14 protein-coding genes are annotated in these 14,054 nt (G+C 38.1%); 5 read left to right on the plus strand and 9 right to left on the minus strand.

What is annotated here, in order from left to right; translation table 11 throughout:
* Positions 1 to 40: 40 nt before the first annotated feature.
* The 6 genes from H7992_RS16525 to H7992_RS16550 all read right to left on the minus strand — a co-directional run bounded on the left by H7992_RS16525 (position 41) and on the right by H7992_RS16550 (position 5,675).
* A complete protein-coding gene (locus tag H7992_RS16525) occupies positions 41 to 820 on the minus strand; it encodes a MurR/RpiR family transcriptional regulator (protein WP_187045320.1) in 780 nt (259 codons plus the stop codon).
* Between the two features lie 112 nt (positions 821 to 932).
* Complete coding sequence (locus tag H7992_RS16530) at positions 933 to 1,562, minus strand: hypothetical protein (RefSeq protein ID WP_187045321.1); 630 nt, start codon at positions 1,560 to 1,562, stop codon at positions 933 to 935.
* A 115-nt stretch (positions 1,563 to 1,677) separates the two neighbouring features.
* Entirely contained in the window at positions 1,678 to 3,237 is a 1,560-nt protein-coding gene (locus H7992_RS16535; RefSeq protein ID WP_187045322.1) for a PTS sugar transporter, read from the minus strand.
* Positions 3,238 to 3,573: 336 nt separating this feature from the next.
* The gene (locus H7992_RS16540; protein WP_187045323.1) at positions 3,574 to 3,774 is read right to left on the minus strand and encodes a hypothetical protein; all 201 of its coding nucleotides are present in this window, start codon (positions 3,772 to 3,774) and stop codon (positions 3,574 to 3,576) included.
* Positions 3,775 to 3,788: 14 nt separating this feature from the next.
* Positions 3,789 to 5,159 (minus strand): NAD(P)-binding domain-containing protein, encoded by a 1,371-nt coding sequence (locus H7992_RS16545; RefSeq protein WP_187045324.1) that lies wholly within the window; start codon positions 5,157 to 5,159, stop codon positions 3,789 to 3,791.
* A 207-nt stretch (positions 5,160 to 5,366) separates the two neighbouring features.
* Complete coding sequence (locus tag H7992_RS16550; protein WP_187045325.1) at positions 5,367 to 5,675, minus strand: ArsR/SmtB family transcription factor; 309 nt, start codon at positions 5,673 to 5,675, stop codon at positions 5,367 to 5,369.
* 986 nt (positions 5,676 to 6,661) lie between these two features.
* On the opposite strand from H7992_RS16550, the gene H7992_RS16555 reads away from it, so the two are divergent.
* Positions 6,662 to 7,336 carry a response regulator transcription factor gene (locus H7992_RS16555; RefSeq protein WP_187045326.1) on the plus strand — a complete coding sequence of 225 codons (675 nt, stop codon included), beginning with the start codon at positions 6,662 to 6,664 and terminating at the stop codon, positions 7,334 to 7,336.
* On the plus strand, positions 7,333 to 8,679 hold the full coding sequence (locus tag H7992_RS16560; RefSeq protein WP_187045327.1) for a HAMP domain-containing sensor histidine kinase: 1,347 nt from the start codon (positions 7,333 to 7,335) through the stop codon (positions 8,677 to 8,679). Before H7992_RS16555 ends, H7992_RS16560 begins: the two co-directional genes overlap by 4 nt.
* Before the next feature lie 65 nt (positions 8,680 to 8,744).
* Here the strand turns inward: H7992_RS16560 and H7992_RS16565 are convergent, their stop codons facing one another.
* Together H7992_RS16565 and H7992_RS16570 are read right to left on the minus strand one after the other, a co-directional pair.
* Positions 8,745 to 9,233: a GyrI-like domain-containing protein gene (locus H7992_RS16565; RefSeq protein WP_187045328.1), complete on the minus strand. Its 489-nt coding sequence runs from the start codon at positions 9,231 to 9,233 to the stop codon at positions 8,745 to 8,747.
* 63 nt (positions 9,234 to 9,296) lie between these two features.
* A complete protein-coding gene (locus H7992_RS16570) occupies positions 9,297 to 10,229 on the minus strand; it encodes a helix-turn-helix transcriptional regulator (protein WP_187045329.1) in 933 nt (310 codons plus the stop codon).
* Positions 10,230 to 10,368: 139 nt separating this feature from the next.
* Between H7992_RS16570 and H7992_RS16575 the strand changes: the two genes are divergently transcribed.
* The 3 genes from H7992_RS16575 to H7992_RS16585 are packed head-to-tail and all read left to right on the plus strand — an operon-like array spanning position 10,369 to position 12,728.
* On the plus strand, positions 10,369 to 11,283 hold the full coding sequence (locus tag H7992_RS16575; RefSeq protein ID WP_187045330.1) for an ABC transporter ATP-binding protein: 915 nt from the start codon (positions 10,369 to 10,371) through the stop codon (positions 11,281 to 11,283).
* Positions 11,283 to 11,993: an ABC transporter permease gene (locus H7992_RS16580; protein ID WP_187047934.1), complete on the plus strand. Its 711-nt coding sequence runs from the start codon at positions 11,283 to 11,285 to the stop codon at positions 11,991 to 11,993. The genes H7992_RS16575 and H7992_RS16580 overlap by 1 nt, the downstream gene beginning before the upstream one ends.
* Entirely contained in the window at positions 11,994 to 12,728 is a 735-nt protein-coding gene (locus H7992_RS16585) for an ABC transporter permease (protein ID WP_187045331.1), read from the plus strand. It abuts the gene before it with no gap.
* Between the two features lie 180 nt (positions 12,729 to 12,908).
* On the opposite strand, the gene H7992_RS16590 is transcribed toward H7992_RS16585, so the two are convergent.
* On the minus strand, positions 12,909 to 13,751 hold the full coding sequence (locus H7992_RS16590) for a YwqG family protein (RefSeq protein WP_187045332.1): 843 nt from the start codon (positions 13,749 to 13,751) through the stop codon (positions 12,909 to 12,911).
* Positions 13,752 to 14,054: the final 303 nt, after the last annotated feature.

The following is a 14,054-nucleotide window of genomic DNA, read 5'->3' on the forward strand; positions in this document are numbered from 1 at the left end:
AAAAAACTCTCCAACCCGAGTACGTTGGAAAGCCTTGAATTTAGCTATTCGTTCTTATCACATAAGCATCCAGCAGAATCCTCGCGATTACATTTAATGATAATCGGGATCTCACCTCATATTCAGGGAATAGCGATTGGTCACTTTTATAACCTAGTAGTGTTATATCAGATAGCTTACTCAGGGATGAATCGAGACTTGTTGTCAGGGAAATAGTCGTTACTTGTCTCATCCTTAAATTTTGACATGCTTCAACCAGTTCTGTAGTTTCCCCACTTAATGAAATGAAAATCGCAAGTTCATTCGTCTTTACCTTTTGAGATTTGATTCGAATAATATTCGGATCATCGTGATTCTCACAGGCCTTGTCCGTTAGCTGAAGTTTTATCATCATTTCGTTAGCAATCATTTCCGAGAAACCGCGGCCAAAAATATAAATTTTTTCTGCATCATGCATCTTTTGCACAGTATCCTCTATTTGACCAATACTTAGAAGCTGAATTGTTCTGAAAACCTCTTCTTCATTTTTCTTAATCGCTTTCTTGATATCCACATCGATATCATGGAGCTGATCATCATAATCAACCATCTTTTTATTTTGCATTAATCTATACTTAAAAGACGTATAGCCTTCATAACCAATTTTCTTCATTAACCTTACAATAGTAGCTGTGGAAACTGTAGCCCGTTCGCTAAGTGTAACAATAGACATCGTCGCAATTTCATCGATGTTTTGATGTATATATTCAAGTAAAAAACGTTCTGTCGCACTTAATAATGAATATGTGCTCGATGGAATATCAAATAATGGTTTATTCATAAATCTTACTCCTTTAAAGTAATTCTTATTCTATTTTATCATGCCTACCCCCTTTACCGTCGTTCTTGTAGCGCTAAAATTCAATAAGACACCCTTTTTGATCAATATCTATTCAAAATGGGTGTTCGTTATATTTAGTAGAAACCTCATATAGTCTAGTGTTATTTCCCACAACACTTCTTATCTTTCTTCCCGCCGCCACGTGGGCAAGGTTCATTTCGTCCCGTTTTGCCACCATCGATGACGGTAAATGGGGTGCAGGTGATACACTAAATGCTTTTGCCAACCGTCGTGTTTTAGTTGGAATTCCAAAAGTGTATAAATCATCTGGATGACCTATATATGCATCAACAGTCAAACCAAATTTATGTGCTTTCTTAACTAACTCTTTAAGATTTTCAAGATTAGACTTATGAGCGTGTAGACCATCTGCACCATTAACTGACATTATTTTAAAGTCTTCATCTTCTAATTCCACAAGTATTAGCTCCGTGAATCCTCCGGGAATTCCAATAGTAATGAAGGGATCGTTACCTACCGTATTTCTAACCCCTTTAACCACTTTCGCCATTTCCTTCAATTCAATCTCGTGTCTAATATTTTCTGATTCATGCATTGTAGTCACACCTTTATGCCCTCGGGCAAGTGCAACTGCCGGATGGTTTGGTTCGAGAAGTTTTACTCCAGAATCTACAACTGCCTTCGCCAAACGAGCATCATCACCAGTAATTCCAGTACTCAAAACAATGTTTGACCACCATGTTCCACTATTGCGTTCCATACCTTTAACATAGCATGTTTTTTTGATTCATATCTCCTCTAATCTTCTTCTAAATTCCTCCTATAAGATAAACTCCTTACGCTTTTTTTGTTTTTAATAATTTGTTCGCAAAAGTTGTGATTATAAATGCACAAAATAATGACGCCGACATAGCAGTAATTAATCCAAAGGAATTCGTTGAAGCAAATGGAGCTACAAAAGATGGTAAGTAAGCCGTTCCTCTAATGTCAAACATACCTACAATCATTCCACCAATCCCACCGGACAAAATTGCCCCTACAAAAACTACTTTACTTGAAAACATAAATGGATAGGCAGATTCAACGAAAGTTCCAAAACCTAGATTTATCATTAAACCTGGTGTTGCAATAGCTGCTTCGCTTTTATTCCTAGGGAAAAGAATATTCGCGAGATTAATCCCAGCCGCTACCATAACCAGGGCAACCATATCAACGGCACCTAAGAAACTAACGCCCGCTTGCTCCATCTCTAATAATACAATCGGCAAAATTGCGGCATGATATACCCCGGCTAATATTGCAGGCCATATCAATAATCCCGCAATTGCTCCAGCAAGTATAGGATTAAATGCTATCGTTAGCTCTATTAACAGTTTGATATAGTCTCCCGCGGCCAAAGCCAAAGGTCCTAAAATATAGTAAACTACCAAGCCAGATATTATACCTGAAAACCCACCAGCGACTATATTAACTGTAGTCATTGGAAAACGCCATTGTACACATTTCATAAATAAAAACTGTACTAATAGCCCTGCTCCTATACCTCCCAAAATCCCCCCAATAATACCTCCATCAATCGAAAGTACACCAGCTATTATTCCTGCAATAATCGACACTTCATCAAGATCTGAGACTTGCTTTGCAGCTATGGCCGCTAGAACTACCGGAAGTGCCTGTATTAAAATATCAAAAACATTACCTAATCCGGATAATATCGGAATCTTACTTAAGGCAAGAATTAAAGCCATTGAGATAAAAGCGGGAATAGAAGATATCATGATTCCACGAATATTGATTCTTCTTAATGGATTACCTCCTGCCTGCTCATTGTAATTTTCATTACTTTTCCCAAATGTAGGATGAAACTTAATACCCCAATGTTTGGATAATGAAAAAACGAACGATATTGCCCTAGTCCTGTTAGTTGTGCCTGTAGTGCCAGATGTAGATATCACATTAGCCCCTTTGGAGCTAACATTTGCCATTGCGGTTCCTCCAGTTCCCACAATAGGAATCTTCATTTCTACCGCAGCATTAATTGCATTTTTATTTGCATTTTCAGAATCAATACTCATTAGTATTAATCCGTCTATACCACCATTCCTAATTTGTCTGGCTATTTCTAAGTCCATCTTAGTTGCCTCTTGATTGGTATCTTTTAATGACCCATTGTAAATTATTTTAGGTTTTCCTTCTTCAAGAGTATACAAGGATGCTTTAGTATTATTTTTAGCCGCATCCATTGATACTTCTGCACCGACAAACTGTATTGCGCTAACATTAATACCTGCCGTATCACACTGTTTTAAAATATCTATTATTAATTTATCCGGGTATTTTCCCCCTAAATTATATAGATTCCCTCCGCTACTACCTAAAATGGCTATATTCTTCACAAACCCCAGTCCTCCCCCACTTCCAAATTCCCCAATGAATATGTTGTTCTAAGATGCAGAATGTACGTACATTTAATATAAGTACAACATAACCGGAATATTCTAATTTGTAAAACCAATTTTCGCATGAAACAAAAAAATAACTAGCCAATTCTAGTGAAAAGACCAAAAATACCCCTTGGATTATGCTTTAGTTGTTAAGTACTTACAAAACAAAAAAACATAACAAGGGGTACTTCCAATATGACAGACATTCCTAAAAAAACACAAAGGTATTTTCATAGGAATACTTAAATAGTTGCGCGGTGCACAGGCAGCCAACATCAACGACTAGCATCAATCTAAACTCAAAACTTTTACGGCATTAATATAACTTGCACCAGTTATTGGACCATATGTAGTTGGGTTTCCTGTTAAAAATCTTTCTACCATAAAGTGCTTTGCTTTTTCCAAGGTATAGTTTCTTGAATTCATGACCAGCGATATATATGCGCGAAAGTATTCTTCCGTCAAGTTACCTCCATGGTTTACGGTCATCGATAGCTCACTCTTTAACAGCTGTCGGTTGTAGCGTTGCAACAAGACTCATCTGTTATGTTCGTCGCAAGGTTTATACTGCATACCCCGGTCTCCGGCAAGTCCAGTTCCACGTTCTTCGCCGCTTCAAAATCACCTGTCAGATAGGCCACAACTGAGCGCACTTGTTCATACCCCGTCGCCATTAGGAAGGTAGGAGCGCGTCCATAACTCTTCATACCGACGATGTAAAAGTTCTTCTCCGGTTGTCTCAACTCCTCTTCACCATGAGGACGGACGGTCCCACAGCTGTGAAGATTCGGATCAATGAGTGGAGCAAGTGCTCCAACACTTTCTGTTGCTGCATCAATAGCTAGTCTTACTTCACTTAGGTAAGAAAAGTCTGGTCGGCTACCCGTATTGACGATCAGCTCATCCAGTCCTTCTATCGAATAACTTTCACCTTCTAATTCTCCATTCAGCTTCATTGACCCCTCTTTTTTCTCTACATTGTAGATTCTAAAAGGCGTGTACACCTGAACCTTGCCTGAATTCACTAATTGATGAATCCTTGTTCCAAGTTCACCACGTGCCTGCAGTGCATCTTTCTCTTTGCCACCGTATGCTTCTTCCACATTTTTTTTGCGAAGAATCCACGTAATTTTTAAATCTGAACGTTCTTCATTCAGCTTGGAAAGCTCCAGAATCGTATTGATTGCTGAATGACCGCCACCGATGACGGCAATTTTTTTTCCGATGAATCTTTCACGCTCTTTACTGTTCATGTTTGGAATACCATAATGTATTTGGTTTTCAAGAGACTTTTCTACTTCAGTCCAGACACCAGCAGAATTCACGGAATTCGGTTGCCCCCATGTTCCGGTCGCATCAATTACCGCTTTCGCTTCAATCTGCTCCATTACCCCTTGATTATTAACATATAACACAAAAGGAACGTTCTCCCTATTGGTTGACTTCATCTTATCAAGCCCTTTTTTACTTATGGAAATCACCTTAGTATTCAGCTGGATTGAAGGTTTAATTTGTGGTAATTCAGCTACTTGTAGTAGGTAATTTTCCACCAACTCTTTGCCAGTGGGCAGCTCATCATTGAAGGGCGCATCCCACCCTTGCTTATCAAGGAGTACTCTGGCTGCCTTATCAATATTATATTGCCATGGCGAAAACAACTGGACGTGGCCCCATTCTAGGACATGATGTCCTACGCTTGGCCCAGCTTCCAAAACGATGAATTTCTCTCCGGCGTTGGCTAGGTGCGCAGCAGCTGCTAATCCGATTGGTCCAGCTCCAATGACAGCAACCGGTAGTGAAGGGAACTCTTTTTTCTTACTTTTTATTTGAACAGGAAAGTTATCAGTTGAGCAACATGCAGTTTGACTTTTCATGTTCATTCCTCCTTTAGATTAAAACGTGTCAATTCTATTTCGACTTTGCTCTATATTTATTTCAATCGTTTAATTGAATTGACATAGCTTTAAGAATGATTTCATATTCCGAGCTGCTTTCTTTAGCTGCTACTCGGTCTACCGAGTAAGACAAAATCGGTTTGGTCGACATATACATCAAGTTTTTTTGATGTGTTGGGCAAATATTTATTCAGGATAAAATAGACAACAAAGATCCGGAGATAAAACCTTCTTTATCTCAGTCGGATTAGCTGAATAATAATTCCACTTCCCAACTCTCTCAACAGAAATAAAGTTAACATCTAATAGAATTTTTAGATGATAAGATAATTTGGATTGAGTCAATTCAAGTAGTCCACTCAAGTCGCAAACGCACGTTTTTCCTTCAGTTGATAAGATACGCATTATATAGAGCCTGTTGCGATCAGACAAAGCCTTAAATTTCTTCTCATAGTCAAGTAAAGTTGTATCGCAAACATCCAGCGGTTTTATCATACATAGACACTCCTACAAATCAATTTATTTTGATATGACATATATTAAAGTGAAACAAGGAAAACGTCAACTAATGAGTTCTACCATTCTACTAACACAGAGGTGTTGATTTACTTTCTATTATTATAGAATTGTATTGTAATTACTGAATAGTATGCGCACAATACTTGAAATTAAGCTCTATTTAATAGCAATATATAGTGAAATACTTTTTACAGTATCAATCAAACGATAGCCAGCATCCAGTGCTTGTTCCACTGCATTTTTTGCTTCTTCATCGGGAAATTTTTATAGCGTGGGGTTCTATAGTAATTATTTGAGCATCATTCACTTAACAACATCCATTAATCTATCATAAATCCCCTTCCATCAAGCCATTTGTGGAAGGGGATTTTCCCATGACCTTAGTTCACTGGCGGAAATGGATTTATTCATGAGGTTCTTTACGTTGTTCTGTAGTACATAACCAATTTCATTATCCAGAATATGTTCTAAAAAACGAGACGATGGTTCGTTATAGATAATCAATTTAATCCGCCACTTTTCACAAGAACCATCACCCTATAATTCCCATTTGCAATATAGTGCTAGCTAAGTCAATTGTCGTAGTTCAATAGTAACTTTATTAATTAACAGAATTTTACCACAGTTACCAACTCAACACGCATGAATGTTCGAATAATTCTTTTTTCTAGATTGGTTTATATTTGAGGTGTTCCCTTTTCATATGTCACATATATTATTAGCCCTTTATTGAAGTAAACTAAGGAAGGGCGAATCACACAGTTACTTCCATTCTTTACTTCCTCTTCAACCGCTCAAATGATTACCCCCCTGGAACAATCCGTCGATTTGAAGGCTATCGATAACCTCGGAAAATCCAATGCTTTATACATAGACGAGAATCCCATTATGATAGGATATAGTAAAGATGAGTAGTCACATTAGAAAGTTTTTCGGACCTCTTACATTGATAAAGGTGGGGAATGGTAGTGAAGGAAATATTATATATTGAAGATGATATAGAAATTGGTAGCATTGTTAAAGAGGACTTGGAGCAGCGTGGTTATTTGGTACGCTGGCTTACTTCCGGGGATGGGATGGAAGAAGCGTTTGGTAATACGGACTTAGTCATTTTAGACGTGATGCTTCCTGGGCTAGATGGGTTTACGGTAGGACTGCGACTGAAAAGCAATCATCCCGAGATTCCAATTCTGATGTTGTCGGCTCGGACCGCTGTGGATGATAAGTTACAAGGGCTACAGTTCGCAGATGACTATGTGACGAAACCGTTTCATCCTGAAGAGCTTGCTGCAAGAATTGAAGTGTTACTAAGAAGGAATCGACGGACGTTACCTGAAGAGATTCAGATTGGTCATTTAACGGTTAACATAATGGAAAACCGAATTTTAAAAGATAACGGTGAAGAAGTTTTGTTGACGGCCAAACAGCGTCAAATTTTCATGTATTTATTGGAACATCCAAATCAAATTTTGACAAAAGAACAGCTTTACGAGGCTGTATGGGGAGAATTTTATCTTGAAGGGGATAAGTCCTTGATGGTCCATATCCGCTACTTGAGAGAAAAGATTGAGAAAGAGCCAAGTTCGCCTAAAATTATCGAAACAATTCGTGGCCTCGGCTATAGGGTGAAACAATGAAAAAACTGCGAAAGTCATTATTGGCGCAGTATTTGTTAATCATTTTGGTTGCGATGATGATACTCCCTTTTTCCATGCCTGTTTTATCAATTATTTATTATAATAGTATCGAACAAGCTGAGTCTTCAGTTCGATACTATAATGGAACGGATTTAGAAGAAATGTGGATTGAAACAGCCAAAGGTTTATCAGGTGCTTCTGAACAGCAAATCCATCAAAGATTATCACAATTAAAAAATGTTTATCAAGAAGCATCTATGTATTGGGTTGATGATAGAGGCCAGACAAAAGATAAGTTTCCTGAATCGATTGCTGTACCCGACACATGGACAGCATTGGATGCCATTCATTTCATGAAAAAAAATCGTGGATACACAGTCGATCCATTTACCATTGTCGCCTTTATTGGGCATGAACAACAAGAAGGCTTTATGGTGTTACAAATCCCACGTCCGGATATGGTGAGTCCAAATGACAAATTAAGAGCAAAATATAATTATTTTTTCCCAGTGGCTCTTTTGTTTATATTTGCTCTATTTATATTAATTTCTACGCTCTTTTTTTATCGGATTCGAAAAAGACTACTTCATTTGCAAGAAGTGATGGCAACGCCTGAAGCGAATGGAATTCCAACGACTATTGAAGTGTCCAAACAAGACGAAATCGGCCGTCTTGAACACTCCTTCAATCGGATGGTTCAAGAACTAGAAATGAGTAGAATACGTGAGATGGAGGAAGAAGAGCTTAGAAAAGAACTCATTGCGAATCTATCGCATGATTTACGTACCCCCCTTACAACAATACGTGGGCACGCTTATCGTTTAAAGAAAGAACCACTCAGTACAAAGGGACAGGAGTCTCTAGACTTCATTGATGAAAAAGTAGGTTATATGGGCGAGCTTATTGAAAATCTACTCTCGTACACGTTGTTGACAACGGGAAAGTATCCGTACTATCCAGAAAATGTAGATATGGTTCGACTCGTTCGAAATTCATTTGCGGCCTGGTATCCTACCTTTGAAAATCTTCAGTTTGATATTGAGTTAACGATTCCGGATAAACGGTTGATGTGGGATGTCGATCCTCAGTGGGTCCACCGTGTTTTGGATAACCTGTTTCAAAATATTTACCGTCACGCGAAAAGCGGACAGTTTGTAGCGGTTCGAATTGAAAATGAAAAAATTGTGATTGAAGATCATGGGCCTGGAATGGGAGAGAGGTCGAGTCATAAAGGTGTTGGCATAGGACTCTCTATCGTTTCACTTATGCTAAAGGACATGCAGTTGGACTGGAATATTGAAACAAGCGAACACGGAACAATTATGACTATTCAACAGATTTAAAATGAAATAAAGCTTGTATCCATTTCCTTATTGTTAGGAAAGGTTACAAGCTTTTTAAATTTTTTTTATGCTTTAATGGCTATGTAAATGTCCACCAGTGCATTTTGTGGGTTCTGGCATCTTTCATCATATACCTCAAAATCACCCGTATACGTCCGCTCCACTTCCTCTTGTTCAAACCAGTTCCAAATATCTTGCCATAGTTTAATTACGATTTCTGAAATCGGTCCTTCTTCAGACGTAAATACCAGATATGTTGCAGCTGGTATTGTTTTAACAACGTAATCTTCTTGAATCTCGCTATGGTCACTTACTTCTAATCCAGCAGTTATACTATATTCTCCATTCACACCATCTATATAGTCTGAATACAGGCCATAAGTTACAAATGTATTGATAGGATTGGGAATCTCATTAAATAATTTTTGTCCATAATACCGTTCCCATAATCCCGCAATTTTCGCACCTGCTGTCATTTCATTAGCGTTTGTCGTCTTTACTGAAATACCTATAATAGTAAACCGGTCTTTCTTTTTTATTACTGGATTCATCATCTTTTTCTCCCCGCCTTTTTAGGTTTGTTTCAACTATATCAACCTAAACTTGACAGCAGTATGTCATATTGGTTTAATTGTTTTTTCGTATACATCAATGATGTGTCTTACCTTTTGTTGAATCTTTTCTCTTATATGAGCAGGCTCAAGCACCTCCACTTTGTCAGCAAAACTTAAGATAAACCCGTATAACCATTCATCTTCTGGTATTTCTATCTTCACAATGGATTGATTGGCCTCTATCGAATCCAAACCAAATAGCTCTTCAATTTTTAAGCGATAGTCTGGATGAAATGCCATTCTTAACGTGACCACCTTGCTCGGTGCATACCATGCCTTATCCCAGGGAAGTTCATCATTATTCACTTCTTTACGAATAAAAGATGTATTACACATCTCAAGATCCTTTATCCTCGCTAACTTAAATAGTCGGAACGTGTTCCTGAGAAGGCAATATCCATACACATACCAAATCCTCCCTTTTTGGATGAGCGTATGTGGCTCTATGGAGCGGAATGTGACGTTCCCCTCACTACTTGAATAAGAAAAACGGACACAAATTGTTGTCGTAATCGCGTTTTTTAGCAATGTTACCTTTTCTTTCAAACGAGCGTTTTGCCCCCACGGACTGTCATCTACGAATAGATAGTCGAAAGCTTGCTGTCCCTTCTTTTCCGCAAGTCCTTCTAATTTTTCTAATACCGCTTTAGCGGAAAGGTCTTCATGGGAAGTAAGTATGCTTTTTAAAGCAATCGAGATGGATGTGATCTCTTCCTCCGTAAGAATTTGCTTATCTATTCTGTAGCCTTCAAGCAGACCAATTCCACCATTTGCACCTTGATAACTAATAACGGGAATTCCTGCATTGCTGAGTGTATCAATATCCCTATAAACAGTACGAACAGACACATTAAAGAACTCAGCAAATTCTTGCGCTTTTACTTTTTTACGATTAATCAACATCATGGTCATTGTTAGTAACCTATCTATCTTCATTGGTTACCTCCATTTAAAAGTATTTGTATAATCATAAATTAGCTTATCAAAATATTCTTCTTCATTTTAAACGAAATTTAAACTTGATCACCCCCTCACTTTAACCTTCACACGGTAAGCTGTAAATGAGGTGAGAGAAATGAATGATTTTATTATTGAAACGAAGAAGCTGACGAAAAAGTTTGGCTCGACAAGAGTTGTTAATGATGTAGATTTGAAAGTGAAAAAGGGTGAGATTTATGGTTTTTTAGGGCCGAATGGTGCCGGAAAAACGACGACCATTCGAATGCTTCTCGGGCTTGCTCGACCGACAAAAGGCTCAATCCATATTTTCGGCAAGGATGTTAAAAAAGAAAAACTCTCCATCTTAAAAAAGGTTGGATCACTGGTCGAATATCCTTCTTATTATGGACATTTATCCGCCCGTGAAAATTTAGAAACGGTGCGCCTGTTATTGGACGTGCCAAAATCTAGAATTGATGAAGTCCTTTCAATCGTCCGTCTGACAAAGGATGCGAAACGACCTGTAAAAGGGTTCTCTTTAGGCATGAAGCAACGGCTTGGCATTGCGACTGCTTTACTTGGGAATCCTGAACTGCTCATTTTGGACGAGCCAACGAACGGACTGGATCCATCGGGAATTATTGAGATTCGTGAACTTATTAAAAGTATGCCAAAGGATCACGGGATTACGATTGTCCTATCGAGCCACTTACTTTCAGAAATCGACCAAATGGCGACACAAGTAGGCATTATTTCAAAAGGCCAAATGATTTTTCAAGATTCCATTTCGAAACTAAGAGAGCAGTCTACGAGCAAGATTAAGTTAACAATAAATGACGCGGAATCCGCTTGGAAGACATTATTGACACATGGGTATACTACGGATCTCGTTCACAATCAGCTTTCAATTGAAAATGGTTCAGATGAAAAAGTCGCTAAAATTGTGAAATCCCTCGTTCAAAACGATTATTCAATTTACAGAGTAGAAGAAGAGAAAAAATCATTGGAAGAAATCTTTTTAGAATTAACCGGACAGGAGGGCAGTTTGTGATGACGCGGATAATGGCCTCTGAGTTTCTTAAAATCAAGCGAAAAATGATCCTATTTCTCGTACTTCTTGGACCAATGGGGGTCATTGGCCTGGAAGCCGTCAATTTTGGAATACGGTATGATTGGCTCACAGAAGTTTACAAGGATGATTTATGGGTGGGGCTAATTGGTGAGGTTTCTATGTTATCTATCATCACGATTCTCATCGGCTTAACGATATTGACATCAATGATTGCCAATATTGAGCATCAGACAAATGCTTGGAAGCAACTCTTGGCATTGCCCATTTCAAAAACTCAAGTATTTACAGGTAAAGTGCTTCTGTCCATTTTCCTCCTTTTGATTTCTTGTTTCTTCTTAGCGGTTGGTACGATTGTACTTGGCATTGCATTAAAATTCGGCACGGATATACCGTTTCTATATTTACTCAAAATGTGTTTCTTTCCATGTCTTGCTGCCTTACCTTTTATCATTTTGCAAATTTGGTTGGCGATTACATTGAAAAATCAAGCCATTCCATTAACACTTGGAATTCTCGGTGCAATCATCTCTATGTATTCAATGAACTTTGCCGACTGGGTTCCATGGAAATGGCCGTTGTTAATGAATGAATGGGAAAAACCAATGTACTCGGTTTTTGCTGGCCTTGGAACGGGAATTCTACTTTATTTCATAAGTCTCCTAGATTTTAATCGAAAGGACGTGAAATAAATGGGGAAATTATTTCAATCTGAGTTTCTAAAGTTACGAAAGTCCTCGATATGGATGCTCATTTTCGTGAGTCCGATTTTATCGTTGTTGCTTGGGCTGAGTGAATTAAGTGAAATTCCAGTTTCCAAACAACACCAATGGACCGCAACGCTTGGTATGATGACAATTAGTCACGCTATTCTTTTTTTACCGTTATTAACTGGGATCTTTTCAAGTTTTGTTTGTCGATATGAGCATGTTGGAGGTGGGTGGAAGCAGCTTCTTTCACTTCCGGTTTCTAGAAAAAATGTGTATCTAGTGAAAATCCTTATTGTTAGCCTTCTGATTGCGGCCACACAAATCTTATTTATTATGGGTCTTTTCCTCATTGGATGGATAAAAGGATTCCCGGCTGACATTCCTTGGGGCACCATTTCCACAAGTGTCATCGGAGGATGGATTGCCTGCTTACCGTTAATCGCTTTACAAATGTTTGTATCTGTTGCATGGTCGAGCTTCGCCGCACCACTTGCAGTCAATGTGATTTTTACGATACCGAATATGTTGATTGTCAACTCAGAAAGGTTCGCTCCATACTATCCATGGGCACAACCATTTGAGATGATGATGTCCAATTCAGCTGAAAGTTTTGGTGCATTAAATGTTTCTCCTATCACGTTATTCACCGTAATTTTGGGAAGTTTTGTGCTTTTTTTAGGAACTGGCTTTGTTTACTTTTTGAGAAAGGAAGTATGAACGTTAGTGTCTGGCGTCCACATGAATGTTTTGACTGAAAAAGCGTATCCGAAAATTTAAAACAGAAAACCTCGAATGGGTCACTTTTTTTAAAGTGTCCACTATTCGAGGCTCAGTTCAAGACAGGATACTAGGCAATCCTTTTTACTTTGATATTATGTGAAGGGTAGTGCCCTCTACTCAATGACATTGAAGAGTAAACTTCGCTTTATCAAACTGTTTACTCTGAAGGTCGTTTTTATCGATACAAAAGTAAAGAATCCCAACATCGCCCCACATGACATCTAAATCATCATCACTATCCATTTGAAACAATAAAACCATTTCATTACGTTTCTGTTTGATTTCCTTCGAGTTCCAATTTATTTTCTCATCGTTATCATAATAAATAATTTCTTCAAACACGTTATTCTGTATGGCAAAAGGTTCTCCAAACATATAGTGCATTGGAGAAGCAATTGATCCACTGTACCTTTCTACTTGTTGCATCATACTCCCTCTGAAATCAAAGTAGTTATCTAATTCCTCTTCGTTCAATACTATCCCCGAAAACTCTTCCGGAAAGGATAATAATTCATTAAACATTGCTTTAAATACAGGCAATTGGAAATAATCTTCTGTCTTTTCGGGATATGGTGTGCGTGTTAACTCTTTTACATCTCCATCGAAATAAAGAACTTTGAAACAATTCTTATCTTCTTTATCAAATCCCCAAGGTTGATCTACTACATCATAAAAGAAATAGAGAATTCCTGTTTTCGGAAGTAGGTTTTCCTTATCAAAAGGGCTAGCTTCTCTTAGATTCAATTGTGCTAAAAATGATAGATATCCATTATGGTATTTGGGAAATGAAAAGTGAGCAGGTAAATCGGGTAAACCACCAAATTTAGAATGCCCTATTGGAATATCCGCCTCGTCTACTAGTTCTTTAACCATTCCAATAGATGAAGCTGTGATTTTCAATAGATCTTCTTTTTTATGGACAAGATTATATTCTTTTAATAACTTATCAATAACGTGCATAATGCATCTCCCCTTTAATGATTGTTATCCGTTCAACTTGATACAGCTGGGTCCTTGATTAGGTTTTATCATCTAGCCCATACTCTGCCATACAATATTCCGAAGCTCTCTTTGTCGACTAAAAATAGCCTCCAATAACTTCGTCACCTGGTAAAAAGCATCTATATCCAGATACTCTTCGCTCAGTGTGTTCCTCGCCATATCCCACGGACAAGTTGACGCCTTGTGTGCACTTCCATTCCTGCATCGAACGAGATTTTTTCAAGCAACTCGCTACCTTTGTTTCTTTAATCATAGAATTTT

Origin of the sequence: Sporosarcina sp. resist (assembly GCF_014302295.1) — a bacterium.
GTDB classification, from domain to species: Bacteria; Bacillota; Bacilli; order Bacillales_A; family Planococcaceae; genus Sporosarcina; species Sporosarcina psychrophila.